The organism is Thermosporothrix sp. COM3 (genome assembly GCF_059696735.1).
In genome coordinates, this window is the sequence record NZ_AP019376.1 from 794,274 (window position 1) to 813,798 (window position 19,525).

Annotated in this window: 19 protein-coding genes and 1 riboswitch; of the genes, 12 read left to right on the top strand and 7 right to left on the bottom strand. The window is 56.5% G+C overall.

Annotated elements, in window-relative coordinates; translation table 11 throughout:
- Positions 1–180: 180 nt before the first annotated feature.
- The 4 genes from KTH_RS03415 to KTH_RS03430 all read left to right on the top strand — a co-directional run bounded on the left by KTH_RS03415 (position 181) and on the right by KTH_RS03430 (position 5,214).
- On the top strand, positions 181–1,923 hold the full coding sequence (locus KTH_RS03415) for a S53 family peptidase (RefSeq protein WP_111323917.1): 1,743 nt from the start codon (positions 181–183) through the stop codon (positions 1,921–1,923).
- Positions 1,924–2,091: 168 nt separating this feature from the next.
- The gene (locus KTH_RS03420; RefSeq protein ID WP_170142713.1) at positions 2,092–2,676 is read left to right on the top strand and encodes a TetR/AcrR family transcriptional regulator; all 585 of its coding nucleotides are present in this window, start codon (positions 2,092–2,094) and stop codon (positions 2,674–2,676) included.
- A 13-nt stretch (positions 2,677–2,689) separates the two neighbouring features.
- The gene (locus tag KTH_RS03425) at positions 2,690–3,892 is read left to right on the top strand and encodes an amino acid deaminase/aldolase (protein WP_211326230.1); all 1,203 of its coding nucleotides are present in this window, start codon (positions 2,690–2,692) and stop codon (positions 3,890–3,892) included.
- A gap of 23 nt (positions 3,893–3,915) precedes the next feature.
- Positions 3,916–5,214, top strand: a complete 1,299-nt coding sequence (locus KTH_RS03430; protein ID WP_111323915.1) for a D-arabinono-1,4-lactone oxidase — start codon at positions 3,916–3,918, stop codon at positions 5,212–5,214.
- 30 nt (positions 5,215–5,244) lie between these two features.
- On the opposite strand, the gene KTH_RS03435 is transcribed toward KTH_RS03430, so the two are convergent.
- The 3 genes from KTH_RS03435 to KTH_RS03445 all read right to left on the bottom strand — a co-directional run bounded on the left by KTH_RS03435 (position 5,245) and on the right by KTH_RS03445 (position 8,314).
- Complete coding sequence (locus KTH_RS03435; RefSeq protein ID WP_497616451.1) at positions 5,245–6,027, bottom strand: class I SAM-dependent methyltransferase; 783 nt, start codon at positions 6,025–6,027, stop codon at positions 5,245–5,247.
- A 194-nt stretch (positions 6,028–6,221) separates the two neighbouring features.
- Complete coding sequence (locus tag KTH_RS03440) at positions 6,222–6,995, bottom strand: enoyl-CoA hydratase/isomerase family protein (RefSeq protein ID WP_111323913.1); 774 nt, start codon at positions 6,993–6,995, stop codon at positions 6,222–6,224.
- Positions 6,992–8,314: a phenylacetate--CoA ligase family protein gene (locus KTH_RS03445; protein WP_497616453.1), complete on the bottom strand. Its 1,323-nt coding sequence runs from the start codon at positions 8,312–8,314 to the stop codon at positions 6,992–6,994. The genes KTH_RS03440 and KTH_RS03445 overlap by 4 nt, the downstream gene beginning before the upstream one ends.
- 305 nt (positions 8,315–8,619) lie before the next feature.
- Here KTH_RS03445 and cobC point away from each other — a divergent pair, with 305 nt between their 5' ends.
- The 8 genes from cobC to KTH_RS03485 all read left to right on the top strand — a co-directional run bounded on the left by cobC (position 8,620) and on the right by KTH_RS03485 (position 16,228).
- Positions 8,620–9,267, top strand: coding sequence for an alpha-ribazole phosphatase (cobC, locus tag KTH_RS03450; RefSeq protein WP_497616455.1), 648 nt, complete (start codon positions 8,620–8,622; stop codon positions 9,265–9,267).
- Positions 9,264–10,034: an adenosylcobinamide-GDP ribazoletransferase gene (cobS, locus tag KTH_RS03455; RefSeq protein WP_497616456.1), complete on the top strand. Its 771-nt coding sequence runs from the start codon at positions 9,264–9,266 to the stop codon at positions 10,032–10,034. Before cobC ends, cobS begins: the two co-directional genes overlap by 4 nt.
- Before the next feature lie 18 nt (positions 10,035–10,052).
- Positions 10,053–10,658, top strand: coding sequence for a bifunctional adenosylcobinamide kinase/adenosylcobinamide-phosphate guanylyltransferase (cobU, locus tag KTH_RS03460; protein WP_497616457.1), 606 nt, complete (start codon positions 10,053–10,055; stop codon positions 10,656–10,658).
- A 17-nt stretch (positions 10,659–10,675) separates the two neighbouring features.
- Positions 10,676–10,884, top strand: a riboswitch (cobalamin riboswitch).
- Between the two features lie 144 nt (positions 10,885–11,028).
- Positions 11,029–12,021, top strand: a complete 993-nt coding sequence (locus tag KTH_RS03465; protein WP_497616458.1) for an ABC transporter substrate-binding protein — start codon at positions 11,029–11,031, stop codon at positions 12,019–12,021.
- Between the two features lie 61 nt (positions 12,022–12,082).
- Positions 12,083–12,667 carry a cob(I)yrinic acid a,c-diamide adenosyltransferase gene (cobO, locus tag KTH_RS03470; protein WP_497616460.1) on the top strand — a complete coding sequence of 195 codons (585 nt, stop codon included), beginning with the start codon at positions 12,083–12,085 and terminating at the stop codon, positions 12,665–12,667.
- Positions 12,667–13,623, top strand: a complete 957-nt coding sequence (gene cbiB / locus KTH_RS03475) for an adenosylcobinamide-phosphate synthase CbiB (protein ID WP_497616462.1) — start codon at positions 12,667–12,669, stop codon at positions 13,621–13,623. The genes cobO and cbiB overlap by 1 nt, the downstream gene beginning before the upstream one ends.
- Entirely contained in the window at positions 13,605–14,699 is a 1,095-nt protein-coding gene (locus KTH_RS03480; RefSeq protein WP_497616463.1) for a pyridoxal phosphate-dependent aminotransferase, read from the top strand. Before cbiB ends, KTH_RS03480 begins: the two co-directional genes overlap by 19 nt.
- A complete protein-coding gene (locus KTH_RS03485) occupies positions 14,696–16,228 on the top strand; it encodes a cobyric acid synthase (RefSeq protein ID WP_497616464.1) in 1,533 nt (510 codons plus the stop codon). Before KTH_RS03480 ends, KTH_RS03485 begins: the two co-directional genes overlap by 4 nt.
- 278 nt (positions 16,229–16,506) lie before the next feature.
- On the opposite strand, the gene KTH_RS03490 is transcribed toward KTH_RS03485, so the two are convergent.
- From KTH_RS03490 to KTH_RS03505, 4 genes are all read right to left on the bottom strand, one after another.
- Complete coding sequence (locus KTH_RS03490; RefSeq protein ID WP_111323903.1) at positions 16,507–16,965, bottom strand: DIP1984 family protein; 459 nt, start codon at positions 16,963–16,965, stop codon at positions 16,507–16,509.
- Positions 16,966–17,150: 185 nt separating this feature from the next.
- Positions 17,151–18,557: a DHA2 family efflux MFS transporter permease subunit gene (locus tag KTH_RS03495; protein ID WP_497616467.1), complete on the bottom strand. Its 1,407-nt coding sequence runs from the start codon at positions 18,555–18,557 to the stop codon at positions 17,151–17,153.
- Complete coding sequence (locus KTH_RS03500; RefSeq protein ID WP_497616469.1) at positions 18,536–18,901, bottom strand: MFS transporter; 366 nt, start codon at positions 18,899–18,901, stop codon at positions 18,536–18,538. The genes KTH_RS03495 and KTH_RS03500 overlap by 22 nt, the downstream gene beginning before the upstream one ends.
- Before the next feature lie 48 nt (positions 18,902–18,949).
- The gene (locus tag KTH_RS03505; RefSeq protein WP_111323901.1) at positions 18,950–19,507 is read right to left on the bottom strand and encodes a PadR family transcriptional regulator; all 558 of its coding nucleotides are present in this window, start codon (positions 19,505–19,507) and stop codon (positions 18,950–18,952) included.
- Between the last annotated feature and the right edge of the window lie 18 nt (positions 19,508–19,525).

Below are 19,525 nucleotides of genomic sequence, written 5' to 3' on the forward strand. Positions count from 1 at the left end.
TACTGGAGAGAGCGCTTCTACTTGCCGCGTCTCTCTGGTAGAGATTCCTCAAAGTGTTAACTATTTGACAGTTCTTCTCACTTATGGTCGAGTATAGTAACATTGTTGATCGTGCTGTGATGGAGAAAAAGGAGGTGGTAGGGTCCACAATGAGCTTTTATTCAAGGAGGAAGAGTTTCGATGTCTTATAAAGCCAGCTTCTGGCGCTGGTCCCTCAGTTCGCTGCTGCTGCTTTTGCTGCTGTTGACCGCCTGTGGTGGCGAGAGCAATCAGGCGCAGCCGACACCCACGCAGAATCCTGCGCTGGAACGCGTGCCATATGATCTGGGTCTGCCCGATGAAGCAAAGAAAGCGCCGTCCGTCGGCGATGTTCCCGGTGATACGCAACTAAAACTGAATATTACCTTTAAAACAGATGATAAGGTTATTCAAGATATTACTGGAAAAGATGGTAAAATAAAAGATGGCGACCAGATAGATATATCAAAAAAAGCGAATGAGCTTGGCATCACCGATCAGGAATATGAGCAGATCAAGCAGTTCTTCGGCGTTCAGGATGCAAAGTTGAAACTTGGTAAGCTCCATACCTACCTGACCGTTGAGGCGAAGGCCGCTTCCATTGCCTCGCTGCTTCAGACGAAACTGGTCTATAAGGAGCTGAATGGGCGCAAGTTCTACATGCCGGAAAAAGATCCGATGCTGCCGAAATTCGTCTTTGAGCGGATTGTCTCTGTGACTGGCCTCGAAACGTACAGCCAGGCCCCGCAGAAAAGTCTCTCGCTTACCCCGCTGACCGCCCGTCAGCCGCAGCTCGATTGTAAGGCGAAAGATGACTGGGTGACGCCGCAGGAAGTGGCGAAGGCCTATGGCTTTGACCATCTCTATGACAAGGGCTGGACTGGTAAGGGTATGACGATTCTGCTGCCCGAATTTGAGACCTATGATAAAGAGGCGGTGGAACGGTACGGGCAATGTGTTGGCTATAAAGGCAAGATCGATGTGGTCAATGTCGGGTTACCGCCCATTGAGGTTGGTGGTGAAGCCACGCTGGATATTGAGATGATTCAGGGTCTGGCACCCGAAGCGAATATTGTGGTTTATCAGGCGATCAATACCCCCTTCAGCATGGAATGGGTGCTGAACCAGATTCTTGATGACTATGCGGACGCCAAAAAGCCAGCGGTCATCAGCTTGAGTTGGGGCAATGCCGAGCATGATAAGGCGACGAGCTCGGTGAGGGCGGTGGCTGAGTCGATCAAGCTGCTGACACAGGCCCGCTATATGACTGTCTTTGTGGCAAGTGGCGACTGTGGCGCGTATGGTGGTGGGGTCTATAAAGAGCTTGCGGTTGACTTCCCATCCTCGGTCCCCTGGTCGGTTGGTGTGGGCGGCACGAAGCTTTCGACCGGGCTGCTTGGTCGCATGAATGAAGCGGTCTGGTCCGATGGCTCCAATACCTCCGAGTGTAAGAATACCTGGGGCTCGGGCGGTGGTGTCAGCACGCTCTTCAAGCGCCCCGAGTGGCAGAAGGGCGATGGCGTGCAGAATGAATACTCCAATGGTAACCGTCAGGTTCCTGATGTATCCGCAGTCGCGATTGACCTGCCGATCATCTTTCAGGGGGCCTGGTACAGTGTTGGAGGCACCAGTGCTGCTACCCCGATCTGGGCAACCGGGTTCTCCCTGCTCAATCAGGGCCTGATCGCAGAGACGGGCTACTACTACTATGGGCCGGATACCTTCTACAAGGCCTCGGAGAATCGCGGCCTGCTGACCAATCCCTTCTTCGATGTGAAGGAAGGCGATAACCTCTACTATAAAGCGGGCGCGGGCTGGGACTATCCCACCGGGCTTGGCACGCCGAACTATCTGGATCTATACCTGATCCTCAAGGGTACGATTCAGGAAGAAAGCCAGAGCTGAGCGCAACAGGAGCAGGTGACGACGAGTCGCTTGCTCCTGTTTATTTGGTTGCTCAGGGAGCGTATCCTATCAGAAAAGTGCTTGATAGGGATATAGCATGGTTGACGGGCAGCATTTTGGATGGTATAGTTTATTCATTCGGTTGAATAATTTTTTTGAGGAAGCATTGTGAGCAGGCATGAGGCAAGGCGTAATGAGATACTGGTAGCGGCGCTTGCGGTGCTGGCTCGCGAGGGAATAGCCGAGACAACAACTCGCAAGATAGCCGCGGAAGCGAACGTGAATCAGGCGATGTTGCGCTACTATTTTGGCAGTAAGGATGAGCTGTTGTTTGCTGTGCTTCGCGAGCTGATGCGCAGGACACAGGACATCGTGCGGCAGGCGGCGCAGGGCCATACCTCCTGGCGGGATGTCATCGCCAACGGCCTGCGCGCCTTCTGGGAGCACGTTGAGCGTGAGCCCGAGCTACAGATTATGCAGTATGAGTTGACCCTGTATGCCTTGCGGCACACGGACTCTGCCTGGCTGGCGCAACAGCAATACAGCGGCTACAGCCGGGTAGTTGAGGAGGCGCTGCGCGACTATATCGCGCCTGATACCTGTTCTCTCTCGTTTTCCGAACTGGCGCGTTTTATTATTGGTGGCCTGGATGGCCTGATCTTGCAATTTATCAGCGATCGCGATCCGGCCCGGGCTCGGCGCGACCTTGAGCATCTGATTACGGCGGTGATTGCGCTTGCTGAGAGCAGGTGAGGAGGGAATCTTCATGCGGGAGCGTCCTCTGACACGGAGCTATGCCTATTATCGCGAGATCTTTCAGGGGCAGCGGATGCCGTTCGCCTTTGTTGACCTTGATCTGTTCGACCGGAATGTACGTACGGCGTTGCGACGCGCTCGCGGCAAGCAGGTACGCATTGGAACCAAGTCGGTACGCTCGGTGGCGTTGCTGCGGCGGCTGCTTGAGCAGGGGTGTCAGGGATGCCTCTGCTTTACGGCGCGTGAGGCGGCTTATCTGGCCTCACAGGGCTTTGATGATCTGGTGATCGCCTATCCGGTCTGGCATCGCGACGATATCGCCGAGGTGGCGCAGGCGGTGAAGGGGGGAGCGCGAATCACGCTGATGGTTGATAGCGTTGAGCATGTGCGGCAGGCGGCCTCAGTGGCTGAGCAACAGGAAACACAGTTATCACTCTGCCTCGATCTGGATATGTCCTCTTCGTTTCCCGGCCTGCATTTTGGAAGCTGGCGCTCTCCCTTGCGCACACCCGAGCAGGTGCGTCCGGTGCTGGATGCGATCAAGAACGCGCCTACCGTGACGCTTGACGGCGTGATGGGCTATGAGGCGCAGATTGCGGGCGTGGGTGACGCAACTCCCGGGCAGGCGCTCAAGAATGCGCTGATTCGCACGCTCAAGCAGCGCTCGATTGCGGAAGTCGCTCGCAGGCGCCAGGAGCTTGTCAGTTTTGTCGAGGGCTACTATGGGCGACCGCTACGCTTTGTCAATGGCGGTGGCACCGGCAGCATTGAGACAACCTGTGCCGAGGAGTGTGTGACCGAAGTGACGGTCGGTTCGGCCTTCTATGCGCCTGCGCTCTTCGACGCCTTCCACTCGTTTCGCTATCTTCCGGCTGCCGGCTACGCGATCGAGATTGTGCGGCGGCCTGCACCCACGCTCTATACCTGCCTGGGAGGCGGCTATGTGGCCTCTGGCGCGGTTGGAGCCGACAAGTGGCCGCGACCTTATTTACCACGTGGAGCCCGTTTCGATAGCCTTGAGGGAGCAGGGGAGGTCCAGACACCGATCTTCTATAAAGGTCCGCTGCCGCTTCGGCTCGGTGACCCGATCTTTCTCCGGCACGCGAAGGCCGGGGAGCTCTGCGAGCGCTTTACCCATCTCCTGCTGGTCAGCGAGGGCCAGATTGTTGAGACCGTGACAACCTATCGTGGCGACGGTCAAAATTTCTTATAGTTTTCCCTTATGAAGGAGCGATTATGGAACAACGCTGGAGCAACTGGTCAGGTTCGGTACGCTGTTCGCCAAAGCAGGTGTTGCGCCCGGAGAGTATTTCCCAACTGGTGCAGATGGTCAAAGAGCACGCAGCGGAAGGACGCTGTATGCGCGTTGTCGGGACAGGGCACTCGTTCACGCCGCTGGTACAAACGGACGATATATTGATCTCGCTGGACGGCTTGCAGGGAATCGAGCAGGTTGACCGTGAACGTGGGACCGTTACCGTGCTTGCTGGCACAAAGCTCAAGCGGCTTGGCGAGGCGCTGTATGCGCATGGACTGGCACAGGAAAATCTGGGCGATATCGATGTGCAAAGTATTTCTGGCGCGATCAGTACCGGGACGCATGGCACCGGGATCGCTTTTGGCACCATCGCTACTCAGGTTGTCGGCCTGACACTGATCACGGCTGCGGGAGAGTTGCTTGAGTGCTCCGAGGAGCAGAATCCCGAGTTATTGAAGGCGGCTCAGGTTTCGCTTGGCATGCTTGGTATTATCGTGAAGGTGACGCTGCGTGTGGTTCCGGCCAGGCGCCTGCACTACGTCAGCCGCAAGATCAGCCTGGACGAATGCCTTGAGAGCATCGACCGCCTCAAGCAAGAGAACAGCCACTTTGAGTTCTACTGGTTCCCCTACACAAAGTGGGTTCAGATCAAGCTGATGAACGAGACCCAGGAGCAGGTGAATGCCGGGAGTATCTGGGCAACAGTCAGCCAGTTGGTGCTGGAGAACGGGCTTTTCTGGCTGCTATCCGAAGCCTGTCGTCTGGTGCCGCTCCTCTGCCCGCTGGTGAGCACAATTTCAGCGTTCGGCGTGCCCGATATTAACGAGGTGAATCACAGCCATCGTGCCTTTGCCACACCGCGTCTGGTGCGCTTTCAGGAGATGGAATACAATTTGCCCGCCGAGCATATGAAGACTGCGCTTGAGGAGATTCGAGACTGTATCAATCAACATCGATTCGCGGTCCATTTTCCCATTGAGTGCCGCTTTGTGCGGGGAGACGATATCTGGCTGAGCCCGGCCTATCAGCGAGATTCGGCCTATATCGCCATTCACATGTATCGCGGTATGGAGTACAAGCCTTATTTCCGCCATATCGAGGAGATCTTCAAGCGCTACAACGGGCGTCCGCACTGGGGCAAGCATCATACTCGGACTGCCGAGCAGTTGAGCGAGCTCTACCCGCGCTGGAACGACTTCCGCAGGGTGCGTGAAGAGCTTGACCCACAGGGCCTGTTCTTGAATTCTTATCTGCGTGAGCTGTTCTATGGGAATTGAGGGATATGGAAGACATATCCCCCAACCCTGTTATGCAGTGGGTTTGCGCGCCTTCACAAAGAAGCGGTGACTGTGCGAAACAATAGAGCCCTCGCGCTGAATGCGCCCATGCAGCTCAAGTAACCGCTCGAAGTATCGTTCAACGGAGAAGTCGGGAATCTGCCACTCGATCACCTTCAAGTAGAAGACGAGCGCGCCGACGTCGTAGAAGCGTGTCACCGGGTAAGCCTCCTGCTGTGTCAGGATCTCGAATCCGGCCTCCTGTAGCTCCTTGACGGCGGTCTCGCAGTTCCAGCCCGCATATTTGGGCTCAGGTGCGCCAAGCATACGATTGAGCTCGATATTGTCGTTTCCGCCGACCTGTTGAGTGACGAAGAGGCCGCCCGGTTTGAGCACGCGCCAGAGCTCACGCGGGTCGAATGCGCCGTGCCGATTGATGACCAGCTCGAAGCGCTGATCCTCGACCGGAAGCGCCCGGTTCTCGTCGTCCTGCACCGCATACACCCGGACGTTGAGCGGCTCCAGGCGGGCTCGCGCTATCTCGATGTTTGGCGGGTAGCCCTCGGTTGCGCAGGTATCGGGTGGGAATGGCTGAAGTGAGGCCAGTAGCTCACCGCCGCCGGTGTCCATATCCAGTAGCGAATGAACGTGCGGCAAGAGTGCTTTTACCTCCTCTCGATACTCCCAGGGGAGGGGCTGTTCATCGTCAGTCATGCGCCCGTTCAGGTGCGAGAAATCCCACCCCGAAAACGGATAGTTGTATTCGTTAACCAGAGAGCGGTAGAACGCTTCGTCTTTCTGTGATCGTGTCATGCTTTTACCTCCTCAAAAACTATTTCGACGCCAGCAGTGAAATTAGTCGAGGAGGCCCGCGAATCAGGTTTTATTGCGGGTGTGCCTGTTTGCTGAATTGCATCTTCTTCCTATTCTCACTTTCTATCGTTAGATGAGCATACACCGATTGTTGCGCCCTGTCAACTGAACAGGTCTTCTGTGTGACGTCCGGGCTATTTCTTGCGGAATGCCTCCCTTGCTCGATATTCTGCCATCAGTTCGGCATGCTCGGGTGATTGCAGACACTCCTGCTGTGCCTGTAGAAACTCCTCGGTCAGCGTGGCGATGTCGTTTTCAAAGGCCAGATCGATCTGACGCTTGGTGTGGTGCAGGGCTGTGAAGGGGAGGGAAAGGAGCTCTTCAGCCAGCGCGTTTGTCTGCTCTTCGAGCTTCTCGGGTGGCGCGACCTCGTGGATTATTCCGAGCCGTTGGCCTTCGGTAGCACTGAAACGACGGCCGAGCAGGCAGAGCCATTTTGCCTGACTGCTGCCGATCAAGCGAGCGAGCCGCATCGGACCAAGTGCTGCCACCACGCCCTCACGAACCGCCGGAATACTCAGCACCGCGTCCTCGGCGGCAATGCGCAGGTCGCAGGCGAGAGCAAGTTGCAAGCCACCACCCAGGCAATAACCATGAATCGAGGCGATTGAGATGGCATTGAGCGCGGAGAGCGCCGTCATGCCACGTTCCCAGGTGTCGAACCACTCCAGCGGCAGATTTCCATGTGCCAGTTCTTTTGTATCCAGACCGCTACAAAAGGAGCGCCCTTTCCCGCTGACAATAACGACCTGTACGTCTGGTTGCCGCTGCAAATAATCGGTAACGGTGACCAGGTCCTTGACCCAGGCCCAGTTTGCCGCGTTATGCACTTCCGGGCGATTCAGATACAGGCGAGCAAGCGAGCCGCTGACAGCACAATACATTGTTGCCAGTTGCAGTGTCATCATTTTCCCCTTTCACGTTTGTCGATAATATGGGTTGTTTTGCCTTCGGAGCGGGGTAACGTGCCGTACCGATGGAGCTGTACCGAAAAATGAAGCCCTGATGCATTGAGCAGTAATGTGCCGATCGTTTCCTGTAGCTGTTGATGCGCGTCTGGAGAGGCGTCGGGGTCTGCAAGCTCAACCTCAACGGTGACGCTGTCGAGGCTCTGCTGACGCTCTATCACGATATAATAATAAGGAGAGAGCTCGGGAAGCGACATCAGAACGCGCTCTATTTCTGTCGGGTAGACGTTGATGCCCCGGAGAATCAACATATCGTCGGTTCGCCCTTTGATCTGGCTGATGCGCATGAGGGTGCGTCCGCAGGCACAAGGAGCGGTATGCAGGGAACAGATATCGCCTGTACGATAGCGCAAAAGTGGCATACCTTCTCGTGTCAACGTTGTCAGGACAAGTTCACCTTCCTGGCCCGGTGGAAGCGGGTCGCCATTGGCGGAAATGATTTCGGGGTAGAAGTGATCTTCAAAAACATGCAAAAAGCGCGTACCGCTCCGGCGAGCCTCGTCGCGACTCGCAGGACATTCGACCGCCACGCCGGGGCCGATGATCTCGCTCAAGCCATAGAGGTCGAAGCCGCTCAATCCGAGGCGACTTTCAATCTGCTGTCGTATGGCTTCTGTCCATGGCTCAGCGCCAAAAATGCCATAGCGCAGGCTGGTTGCTTCAATGCCCATTGCTGCCATTGTCTCGCCGATAACCAGCGCATATGAGGGGGTACAGCCGAGCGCGGTTGCCTGCAAATCATGCAGTAGCGTGACCTGGCGTCGGGTGTTGCCGGTCGAGGTTGGAACGACAGTCACTCCGAGCAGTTCGGCGCCGGAATGAATGCCGAGGCCGCCCGTGAACAGGCCGTAGTTATAGGCGTTTACCAGCAGGTCGCCGGGTTGAATACCCATACAGAGGAGCGAACGGGCAGAGACCTCGGACCAGAGCGAGAGATCATGCCGTGTGTAGCCAATGATCTTTGCTCTCCCCTTTGTTCCCGACGATGCCTGAATCCGAAGGAGCTCCTCACGCGGCACCGAGAGCAGGCCGAAGGGGTAGTGATCAAGCAAGTCGTCTCGGGTTGTGAAGGGGAGCGTGCTGAGTTCGTCGAGACTGGTCAGGGCGTCGGGGGTGATCTGTCGCTCTTCCAGTCTGGTACGATAGAAAGGAACATGCTCATAGACGCGCTTGAGTGTTGCCTTGAGCCGCTTGAATTGGAGATCGCGGCGTTCATCGGGGGAGAGAAAATCTTGTTGTAAGAGCGCTTCAAGCAACATAAAGAGAATCTCCTGTAAAAAGATGCGCTTGCGCCTTCTCAAAGGGTGCGAGCGGGGTTGGTCTCAAGAGCTCAACTGTATAGATTAAGTTTGTAGTATTTCACGCAATAATATCTTTTAAAAACAGTATACCTGTTTTTGGCAAAAAATGTTAATATGGAAATGAGGTACTTGCTTTTGAGAAGGCTCCCAATGCGGCCTGAACGTATTTTTCCCGGGACGAAAAAAGTCCTCTCTGTGCCATTCCGGGAGAAAGGGCGTATACTGTCACCACACTCTAGCATGACACCATAGAAGGGGAGTATATGACGGCAGTTGAATGGAAGACAAAGCGGCTCTGGCTGGTGCGGCATGGTGCGACGATCTGGAATGCGGAGCGCCGTTACTGTGGTTCCAGCGACATTCCGCTTTCGGAGGAAGGACAACAGCAGGCGCTCTGGCTCGGGCAACGCTTGCGCTCGGTCTCCTTCTCGACCATCTATTATAGTCCAACCGGGCGGGCACGAGCCACTGCTGAAGCGATTGCCAGTGCGCACCGGGAGCCGCTGCACCTGCATGTGGACGATCGCTGGCGCGAGATTGATTTTGGTCCCTGGGAGGGCCTGACCTATGCTGAGATCACGGCGCGCGATCCCGATTACCCGGGCTTTTTTAGCGTGCCTCAGCGCTATGTTCCTCCGGGGGCCGAGTCGCTGGAAGCGGTGGTGCAGCGGGTGCAAGAAGGCCTTGACGCGCTGGTGCGTGCGGATGAGGAGTCCTGCTTGCTTGTCGGGCATGGTGGCTCGTTGCGGTTGTTGCTTTGCTTGCTGCTGGATATGCCGCTTGAGCAGCAATGGCGTTTTCGACTTGATCCCGGGTCGCTGAGCGCGGTTGAGCTTTTCTATCAGGCCGAGACCAGACCTCAGGCGACCTTAATCTTACTGAATGAACAACAAAAGGTGGAGAATCCTTGATACATCTATTGCGCGAGCAATGGGGCGAGTTGCTTGGAGCTTTGCGCTTCCTGACGACGCTTCCCTTGCCGCATGAAAAAGAGACGAATGAATGGCGGCTGGGAGGCGGTTTCTTCCCGCTTGTCGGGCTGTTGCTTGGTGGCTGCCTGTCCATCCTCGCCTTGTTGCTTGGCTGGCGGCTCTCATATCTGCCTCTGACTGCACTTCTGATCGTGGCTGAGATCGTGCTGACTGGTGGGCTGCACCTTGACGGACTGATGGATAGCTGTGACGGCCTCTTCGGCGGGCATACACGTGAGCGTAGATTGGAAATCATGAAAGATAGCCGGGTGGGAAGTTTTGGCGTGCTTGGGGCGATCTGCGTGGTGCTGCTCAAATGGGCCTGCCTGACGGGCCTGCCCGTGACCCGCATGGTTCCCGCCCTGCTGATGACCCTGACTATGTCGCGTTGGATGATGCTGCTGGCGCTGTTTGCCTATCCTAATGCCCGACCTGAAGGCATGGGAGATGCCTTTCGCCAGCGTATCACGCGTGGAACACTGATTCTGGCGGGAGTGACGGCGCTGGCAGTAACGCTCATCGTGGGGTTCTTTCTTGGCCCGTGGGGCTTCCTGAAGGGGCTACAGGTTTTCTTGCTTGGCACTGGCTTTGCCTTTGTGCTTGGCTGGCCGTTTTATCGGATGATCGGTGGCCTGACCGGTGATAGCTATGGGGCCATTGTCGAGCTTGCCGAGGTGGCGCTACTGCTGCTGTTCCTCTGGCTATAGAAGAAGGAGAAGAGTGCTATGAGTGAGCCTGTCAAGCCGCCGCGCCTGATTCTGGTTCTTGGGGGAGCGCGGAGCGGCAAGAGTTCCTATGCCGAACTGCTCGCGGCACGGAGCGGGTGCCCGGTTGCCTATATCGCAACGGCGACCGCCGATGATAACGAGATGAGTGAGCGGATCAGACGGCATCAGGACGCGCGTCCAGCGGAGTGGGTGACCATTGAGGAGCCATACGATCTGGAGGCCGCGTTCCGGCGAGGCTGCGAGCGGGCCGATGTGGTGTTACTGGATTGCGTGACACTCTGGGTCTCGAACTGGCTCCTGCGCGATGGGAGGCTTGTCGAGGGGGAGCAGGCGACGGCTGAAGCGCTGTTCAATACAGAGATAGTGCAACAGGTTGACAAGCTGCTGCGGGCCTTTGCCGAGGCCGATGAAAGCAAGCGGCTGATCCTGGTCTCTAATGAAGTGGGGCTCGGGCTGGTGCCTCCCTATCCTATCGGGCGGGTGTATCGTGACACGCTCGGCAGGGTCAATATGCGGCTTGCGCGTGCCGCTGATGCGGTGTATCTGCTGGTCGCCGGGCTTCCTCTGGATGTCAGGCGTTTGCGTGCAGAGATGCCCTGGTGATAGAATAATCTGGATAATTGATATTTGCTTTGTCGGGTGGCCTGCAAGAAGCAGGCAGAATAGGGAAGCCGGTGTGAATCCGGCACAGACGCGCTACTGTGACTGGTGAGCGCCCCGTCCTCTCGTTGATGTGAGAGCAATGCCACTGAGCGAAAAGCTATGGGAAGGCAGACGGGGAGCGTTTGGAGCCAGAAGTCAGGAGACCTGCCCGAGAAAGGGAATGCTCACGATCCTTCGCGTCAAAGGGAGCGAACCGAGCGCATACCGATAGCTTGTGAAGGCAGAAGGTGCTTCACGGCTCACTTTACCTGTGCTCCAGAAGACGTGAGGTGACGGCGGGCGAAGGATTTTCAGTGGAGGGTTTCGTTTTATGTCTACCCGTCTCATCTCGTTCCGTATTTCTCTTCTTTTCCTGCTCACTCTCGTGCTGGCTGCCTGTGGCGGTGCTCAGCAGACAGTGGACAAGCCTGCTACCACGCCGACGGTGGCGGCAACGCCTGCGGTCGATGATCGCGGAACGCCGATTGTTTATCCTAAAACTGCACCACAGCGCATTATCTCGCTGACCGCGAATACCAGCGAAATGCTCGGTGCGCTTGGCTTGCAGGATAAAGTCGTTGCAGTCGATAACTATACTACCTACCCCAAAGAGCTGACTTCAAAGCCGCGCATCTCGGATGCAATGGGCAAGTACAACATCGAGCAGATTACAGCCCTCAAGCCTGATCTGGTGCTGTCTCATGGCGGAATAACTCATGAGGTTGATGATAAGCTGCGTGGTCTTGGCCTCAACGTGGTGGATCTCCCGGCAGTGGACTTCACAAAATCACTTGAGCAAATTCTGATTGTTGGCAAGCTGACGCACACCGAACAGAAGGCACAGGAGGTCTATGAGCAGGCCACAAAGGAGCGTCAGGACATCATTCAGAAGGTCGCAGGCACGGAGAAGCCAAAGGTGCTGCTTGAGGTGGATAACAGCACGGCGGGCAAGCCCTTTGTCTTCGGGAAGGGGTCTTTCGGTGATGAGATGCTGCGCGATGCGAATGCAATCAACATCTTTGCAGAGAATAACAGCAACGGCGGCTATCCTCAGGTGACCGATGAAGCGATTATTCGCGCAAACCCGGCGTATATTATTCTGACCGAGGACCCGAAATATGGTGGTGATCCCTCGCTCGTCTATAAGCGCCCGAACTGGGGAGGCATTCAGGCTGTGAAGGAGAAGCAGGTCTATCATGTGAACGTGAATATCACGCAGCATGCCGGGCCGCGTCTGGTGCAGGGTCTGCGCTGTATTGCTCAGATTGTCCATCCTGATAAGTTTACCGAGAAGCTTCCGCAGTATTGTTCGGACACGATCTAAGCTCGCTGGCAGGGAAGGCGCGTTCTTCCCTGCATTTCTTTTCTTGAAGGGAGTGAAGCGCATGAACGAAGAAGTGCGTGCACAGCAGCGAGAGCGCTATAAAGAGGAACTCAAGCAGAGCAAATCGGCAATCAAGAAGGGGCTGGTGATCGTCAATACCGGCAATGGCAAGGGCAAGACGACGGCGGCTCTCGGGCAGGTGTTTCGGGCCTGGGGACAGGGCATGCGCGTCTGTATCCTGCAATTTATCAAGGCCAGCACGGCGAACTGGGGCGAAGAGAAGGCCGCGCATCGTCTGGGCATCGAGGTTCACCCTCTGGGCAGTGGCTTCACCTGGCTCTCAAAGGATATCGAGAAAGATAAGCGGCTGGCTCGCGAGGGATGGGAACTCTGCAAGCAGAAGATCCTGTCTGGCGCTTATGACCTGATCGTGCTTGACGAGATGACCTACGTGCTGACCTATGGATGGATTTCCTGGGAAGAGGTGCGCGAGATCTTTGACCGACGTCCCGAAGGGCTGCACCTGATCGTCACCGGACGCGATGCGCTGCCCGAGCTCATTGACTATGCCGATACCGTTTCAGAGGTTCGGGAAGTCAAGCACCATTATCTCAAAGTCAAGTCGCAGAAAGGAATCGAGTTCTAGTGATACATCGCTGGATGATTGAACTGGCGGCGCTGCTTGTGGCACAGGGGCTCGATCTGCTAGGAGAACCTCCGTTGTCGCTTCATCCAGTTGTCTGGTATGGAAAACTGATTCGCGGGCTGGAAAAGCGAGCGCCCGGGCAACCGGGAGCACAGTTGTGCTATGGTGTCCTGATGCTTGTGCTGGCTGCCCCCTTTGCTCTGGTCCCTGCCTGGATTGTGCAGCGGCTTGCGAAGCGGGTTCGTCATCGTGGCGCTGTGGGGATTGTGCTGTATGGGTTGCTGATCGGGGCGGGCCTCAAACCATTTTTTGCGCTGCGGATGCTGGTTGATGCGGGTGCTGAGGTACGGCAGGCCCTCGAACGCGATGACATCGTTGCGGCTCGGGAGGCGCTGCGGAGCCTGGTGAGCCGTGATCGCTCCCGATTGGACGCGGAGCTTGCAGGCGCGGCGGCTATCGAGTCGCTGGCCGAAAACCTCAGCGATTCGGTGGTTGCGCCACTGTTTTATTATGCCTGCTTTGGCCTGCCGGGCGCGGCGCTCTACCGCCTGGTCAATACCTTCGACTCAATGATCGGCTATCGCGGCACGTATGAGTATCTGGGCAAAGCGGCGGCCCGCCTGGATGACCTGCTCAATCTGGTGCCCTCCCGCCTGACTGCTAGCCTGATTGTGCTCTGTGCTCCCCTGTTTGGAGGAGATCGACGGCAGGCGTGGCGCATCTGGCGGCGTGACGCCCGCAACACGGCGAGTCCCAATGCCGGACATCCGATGGCGGCGGCTGCCGGAGCGCTTGGGGTGCGGTTAGAGAAGGTCGGGCACTATGTTCTAGGGGAGAAGCAAAAGGAGCTGACGCCACTGCACATTCAACGCGCCGAGCGGATGGTCTGGCTTGTGGGCGGCGGTGGCCTGCTGCTTGCTCTCTTGTGGAGGCAGGTATGCATGAGAAACCGCTAATGCATACAGTTATGCACGGGGCGCTTGATTTCGCGGAACTGGAACGTCTGGGCCTGCATCCCGACGCGGTTCTTGATTGTAGTGTGAACTCGAATCCCTATGGCCCATCGCCTCGGGTTCGGGAGGCGCTTCGTTCCCTTATCCCTGAACGCTACCCGGATCGGGATTGCCTTGCGCTGAAACGGGCGCTGCTCGCGACCGATCTGGCAGATGTTCCGCTTGTGCCTGAAATGCTGGTTTGTGGCAATGGGGCAAGCGAGCTGATCTGGGCGCTTGCTCGCACCTTTCTGTATCCTGGTGCGAAGGTAGCGCTTTTCCCTCCGACCTTTGGAGAGTACAAAGCTGCCTCTGAGGCGGTAGATGCGACTATTCTCACGTTCCCGGCGTGTGAGGAAGCGGCCTTTCAGCTTGATGTGGAGGCGGCGTGTACCTGGCTTGAGCGGCAGTGCCCGGCGCTGGTCTGGCTCTGTAACCCGAATAACCCGACAGGGGCTCTCCTGACCGGGGAACAGCTTTTCCGACTTGCACAATCCTGCACTGCCTGTAACGCGCTACTGGTGATCGACGAGTCCTACTATCGCTTTGTCGTGCCTGAAGCCACGAGTGCGGCTCTTCCGCTGCTGGCCGGTCCACTTGCCGAGCATGTGGTGGTGTTGCGCTCGATGACGAAAGATTACGCGCTGGCTGCGTTGCGGCTCGGCTATGCTGTACTGCCTCCTGAGCGGGCGCGCCAGCTTCAAAGTTACCTGCCCTCATGGAATGTCAATGGCGCGGCACAACTGGCGGGCGTGGCCGCCCTTGCGGATCGTGATCACCTGAGGATGACGATGAGCGCGCTTGCTATCGAACGCGAGCACTTTTTTCGTGCGCTGGCACGCTGGCCGATGATCCCTTCACACACGCATTACTGTCTGCTTGATGTTGGGTCAGCGGTCGAGGTGCGGCAGTGCTTGCTGCGAAAAGCGCTTCTGGTTCGTGATTGTACATCGTTTGGCCTGCCACGCTATATCCGGGTGGCGACGCGGCGACGGGACGAGTGGCCGCGCCTGGTCGCTGCATTGCAGGAGATAATATGAGGCTAGCAAAAACACTGATGATTCAAGGAACAGCCTCGACAGTTGGCAAAAGCACGCTGGTAACGGGGCTCTGTCGGCTGTTCGCGCAGGAGGGGCTACGAGTAGCGCCATTTAAAGCGCAAAATATGGCCCTCAATTCTTTTGTGACCGCTGATGGTGGCGAAATAGGGCGTGCGCAGGCAGTCCAGGCCGAGGCTGCTGGCATTGAGCCCGCGGTTGAAATGAACCCGATTCTGCTGAAACCCGAGGGCAATTCGCGCAGTCAGGTGGTGATGCTTGGTCGTCCGCTGCGTCGGATGGAGGCGCAGGAGTATTACAGGCATCGTACCGGTTTTCGTGAGGTGGTGCAGCGCTCGCTTGAGGCGCTTCGGCAGCGTTTTGATCTGGTACTGATTGAGGGCGCGGGAAGCCCTGTCGAGCTGAATCTTGCGCAATATGATCTGGTGAACATGGCGGTGGCTCATCTGGCAGATGCTCCCGTGTTGCTGGTTGGCGATATTGATCGTGGCGGAATCTTTGCCTCTTTGCTTGGTACGTTACAGCTCTTCAAGCCAGAGGAGCGGGCACGAGTGAAAGGGTTGATTGTCAACAAATTTCGGGGAGATCTGGCGCTCTGGCGTGATGGGGAGCGCTTGCTTGCGCGCATGGCTGATGTGCCGGTACTCGGGACTGTCCCCTACTATACCGACATTGTGATTGCTGAAGAGGATTCCGTCTCACTTGAGCGGGGAACGAGTCTCTTACAGCGGCCTCAAAAGCGGACCCGAGCCGTGGATATCGTTGTTATTCGTTATCCCTATTTGAGCAACTTCGACGAATTTGACGCACTGGCTGCCGAGCCGCAGGTGCGCCTCTCCCTGGTAGGGAGTCCGGAGGAGCTTCCAGAGCGGCCCGATCTGATTATCTTGCCCGGCAGTAAAAACACACTCTCAGATCTTGGCTGGCTCTGGCGTAGCGGACTGGCGTTGCAGATTCGACATCATGCCGCGCAAGGAGCCGCGTTACTGGGAATCTGTGGCGGTTATCAGATGCTAGGCGAACGGGTCAGCGACCCCGAGGGGGTGGAGAGCGCTCCGGGAACGGTTGAGCCCGGGCTGAATCTGCTGCCCGTTGAGACCGGCTTTGTCTCGCTTGAGGAGAAGGTGACACAGCAGAGCCGGGCGCGGATATTGACGAGACGCGGTCTATTTGCGGCTCTGGACGATAGTGAGTTACAGGCCTATCAGATTCATGCCGGGCGCACCCGGGCCCCCGAGAACCCGCTTTTTGGCCTTGTACAGGGGGAAACGGATGGATGGATCAGCGCGGATGGATGGAAAGCCGGATGCTATCTCCACGGTCTGTTCGAGAACGAGGCATTCAGGAAAGCGGTGATACAGGCGCTCTGGAAGCGACGCTATACGCAGGATGAGCCGCAGCCAGATACAACCTTCAGTCGACAACAGGAATATGATAAACTGGCGGCTCTGTTGCGTCAGCACCTTGATCTGAAGCTGCTCTATCGTATTCTTGAGGGCAGAGAGGGTTAGAAACAGGGTTTTCATGCCCGATTGGCAGCCGTGCGATCTCATTCAGAATAGCAGGTTGAGTAGAGAGAGAGTCCCCGAACCCACCCTCCCCGACTTCCGGTATCAGTCCTCCACGCGGTAGTGAACAGTGCGCGATGCCCGGTACTCTTGTCACAATGCCGGACGATAACAATGAAAACGTGCCTCGTCCTCTGGGCACACTCAAAAGTGCCTTATAACCCTAAGGCGGGGTTTGTGGTCGCTACTGTGCACAGAAATCGGGTACCGACTTTCTCTCTCTAGTCGACCAGCTCGGTGAGCCAGTTTTTTTCCTGAATGGCTGTATCGAGCTCACGTCGACGGCGTGCGATCTCATCGGCCTGCTTGCGGAGCGCCGCGACATCGACGGTTGCGACTTTGCGAATCTCAGCGTGACCATAGCGGTCGGTTCGATCCGCAGCGGTATTTGCCGCTTCATGCAGGAAGGTATATTCTTTTGAAAGGATATCGCGGCGGGCCAGTGCCTCGGTCAGGGTCTGGTGCTCGTCGAAGCGCGTTTGCAGGTTTGTCTTATTAATGCGCACGATCAGCGTTTGCAATTCCTGGAGCAAGCGGCTATACTCGGCCCGGAGTTCCTGTGGATCTTCAGGCGGGGTGTCGCCTTCCTGCACAAGAACGGACTGCAACATACGAGAATGCAACTGCGCCAGTCGCTTTTGAAGATCGGCACGGAGAACAAGCGCTTCTGCGAGCTTCATAGGTCATTCGTCTCCTGATTCGATGTCTATTTTGTGAGAGTTACTGAAAGAAAATTTTTGAAAAAGAGATATGTTGTAATTTGTCAATGAGGATAGTATAGGGGAAGAAAAGGCGCCTGTCAAGCCAAAACAGGGGGAGAGGGAAAGAAAGGCCATCTCCTCGATGATGACCTTTCTTTTCCGGTTTAGTGCGCGCTCATGGCGAGTTCTTTGGCCTGCTCGGTGTTGATCTCCGAGCGCTTCGGGGCTCGAGCCAGGAAGGCACCCAGGAAGCTGAGCAGGGAGGCCACCGCCGCGGCCCACCACGTGGCGGTAAAGGCATGCGTCATTTGCGCCTTGAACTCGTGCTGGATCTGCGAGTTGATATCCTTCAATTCAGTGCGAATGGCATTGCGCTGCTGTTCGGGGACCTGTGGCGGCAACTGATCGGCCAGTTTGGTAAGATCAAACTGATTCGATGAATTGCCTCCAGATGCGCCTTCTCGATAGTTGCTACTATTCGTTTTGGCGCTCTTGAGCCCCTGAACAATGCCATCACGCATTGGCTGAGGCAGTTTGGTATCTGCCTGCACAATGGAAACAGCGTTTGTGCTGGCCTGCTGCATATTGGCTTGAATCTGGCCGGTAAAGAGGCTGATCAGGACCGCGACGCCGAGACTGAAGCCAATCTGGCGGAACGTGTTGAAGATGCCGCTTCCCACGCCCAGTTTCGTGCGAGGTACCTCGGAAAGCACGATTGCCGGGAAGGCCTGGAAGACAAGTCCCATCCCTGCGCCAAAGAGGATCCCACGCCAGACGATATCAAGGTAGCTGGCATCGGGTGTCAGCAGGGCAAATGTCACCAGACTGACGGTAAGCAGAAAGGTGCCGATCAGGCCCAGGATCTGCGGGTTTGTTCTGATGCGCCCGGCGATAGCCGATACGACAAAGCTCGCCAGCGGGAACGGGATCAAGGCATAGGCCGCGCCCAGTTCGTCATAGCCAAGCAGGTTGACGAAGTAGAGCACCAGAATCAGTGAGCCGCCCTGCATCGCGAAGCCAAACAGGAACATCACCACGTTGGTCGCGCTGAAGCTCCTCCGTTTGAAGAGACTGAAATCTACAATCGGGTAGCGCTGACGCAGTTCTACCAGGACAAAGAGCGCCAGCAGCACCACGGTCGCGACCAGGAGCCCGATGATCGTTGGCGAACTCCAGCCCCAGTCATTGCCCTGCATGATTGCCAGCACCAGACAGAAGATGGTGCCGGAGAGCGTCAGCACGCCTGCAACATCGACGGCCTTGCTTGTGTTATGATCGCGGTTCTCGGGCACGAAGAGCGTAACCATGACCAGGCCAACCAGACAGAACGGCAGGTTGACGAAGAAGATCCAGCGCCAGTCAAAATTCTGAATCAGGAAACCACCAAGCACTGGACCGGCAGCGGCAGCCAGACCCGATGAGGCCCCCCAGACGCCCATTGCAGCCCCACGCTTCTCGGCGGGAAAGATGGCCGTCACCAGAGCCAGACTGACCGCGTTCATCGACGAAGCGCCGATGCCTTGAAGGGCGCGGAAACCAATCAGCCAGTTCACGCCGGGGGCCCTGTCCATCCCCCAATGGTGCCGGAAAGGGCGCATAACAGCGAGGCCAGGCTGAAGACGATCATTCCAAACATGAAGATGCGCTTGCGCCCGTACTGGTCGGCCAACCGTCCCATCGTGACCAGCAGCACGGCGAAGGTCAGACTGTAGGCGTTCAGAGCCCAGGTCACAGTGGTGAGATCAGTCTGTAATTTCGTCTGTATGTCTGGAATTGCGATATTCATAATCGTGGCGTCGAGCAAGGCCATAAAGAAGCCAAAGAGCAACGACACGAGTGCCAGCCAGGGATTGACAGTCCTACCCCCAGGAAGCGTGAAACCCGCTTCTGCTGGCTGGTTTGTATTGCTTTGCATGGTGTGAGAGAACTCCTTCAGTTCGCAGGGTCTACTATTGATACATTGCTATGTTTGAGTGCGCGCCTGCAATTCATTTTGAATTTCGGCACGCAGCTCTTGCGCCCATGCAAGCTCAAGCTTCCATTGCTTGAGAGAATGATTGCTCATCGTGAGTGCATGTTGAGAAAGGACAGGAGGAAGCTCATTTCGACAAAGAGCCCCAACTTTTTCCGAATAATGTTCAATATGTTTCTGACAATATTCAATATAATCTTCTACCAGAAACAATTGCTCCTCAGGCGGCAAAAAGGGAAACCAGGCGACCTTCTGCAAAAAGAATCGCTGGTAGTCGTACTGGTGGGACCGGGTGTCCATTAAGAGATCATGGAAACGCTTGCGGCCTGCATCCGTGATCTGATACTTGCGTGCCTGACGCTCGCCACTGCCCTCGTTTTCCAGGCATATAATCAGGCCTTCCTTCTGCATCTTATTGAGCAGCGGATACAGACGTCCGTGGCTGATCCTGGTAAAGGGGCCGGTTGCTTTCTGGATTACTTTACTGATCTTGTAGCCGTGAGCGGGGTGCAGCATCAGAACACCCAGGATGATAAGCTCATAATGCATTACACTCTATCGATGTAT

What these genes read in the sequence shown, in the direction of transcription:
- KTH_RS03415 (WP_111323917.1), top strand. Translation starts at nt 181, where the DNA reads ATGTCTTATAAAGCCAGCTTCTGGCGCTGGTCCCTCAGTTCGCTGCTG.
- KTH_RS03425 (WP_211326230.1), top strand. Translation starts at nt 2,690, where the DNA reads ATGCGGGAGCGTCCTCTGACACGGAGCTATGCCTATTATCGCGAGATC.
- KTH_RS03430 (WP_111323915.1), top strand. Translation starts at nt 3,916, where the DNA reads ATGGAACAACGCTGGAGCAACTGGTCAGGTTCGGTACGCTGTTCGCCA.
- KTH_RS03435 (WP_497616451.1), bottom strand. Translation starts at nt 6,027, where the DNA reads ATGACACGATCACAGAAAGACGAAGCGTTCTACCGCTCTCTGGTTAAC.
- KTH_RS03440 (WP_111323913.1), bottom strand. Translation starts at nt 6,995, where the DNA reads ATGATGACACTGCAACTGGCAACAATGTATTGTGCTGTCAGCGGCTCG.
- KTH_RS03445 (WP_497616453.1), bottom strand. Translation starts at nt 8,314, where the DNA reads ATGTTGCTTGAAGCGCTCTTACAACAAGATTTTCTCTCCCCCGATGAA.
- cobC (WP_497616455.1), top strand. Translation starts at nt 8,620, where the DNA reads ATGACGGCAGTTGAATGGAAGACAAAGCGGCTCTGGCTGGTGCGGCAT.
- cobU (WP_497616457.1), top strand. Translation starts at nt 10,053, where the DNA reads ATGAGTGAGCCTGTCAAGCCGCCGCGCCTGATTCTGGTTCTTGGGGGA.
- KTH_RS03465 (WP_497616458.1), top strand. Translation starts at nt 11,029, where the DNA reads ATGTCTACCCGTCTCATCTCGTTCCGTATTTCTCTTCTTTTCCTGCTC.
- cobO (WP_497616460.1), top strand. Translation starts at nt 12,083, where the DNA reads ATGAACGAAGAAGTGCGTGCACAGCAGCGAGAGCGCTATAAAGAGGAA.
- KTH_RS03480 (WP_497616463.1), top strand. Translation starts at nt 13,605, where the DNA reads ATGCATGAGAAACCGCTAATGCATACAGTTATGCACGGGGCGCTTGAT.
- KTH_RS03485 (WP_497616464.1), top strand. Translation starts at nt 14,696, where the DNA reads ATGAGGCTAGCAAAAACACTGATGATTCAAGGAACAGCCTCGACAGTT.
- KTH_RS03490 (WP_111323903.1), bottom strand. Translation starts at nt 16,965, where the DNA reads ATGAAGCTCGCAGAAGCGCTTGTTCTCCGTGCCGATCTTCAAAAGCGA.
- KTH_RS03495 (WP_497616467.1), bottom strand. Translation starts at nt 18,557, where the DNA reads ATGGACAGGGCCCCCGGCGTGAACTGGCTGATTGGTTTCCGCGCCCTT.
- KTH_RS03500 (WP_497616469.1), bottom strand. Translation starts at nt 18,901, where the DNA reads ATGCAAAGCAATACAAACCAGCCAGCAGAAGCGGGTTTCACGCTTCCT.
- KTH_RS03505 (WP_111323901.1), bottom strand. Translation starts at nt 19,507, where the DNA reads ATGCATTATGAGCTTATCATCCTGGGTGTTCTGATGCTGCACCCCGCT.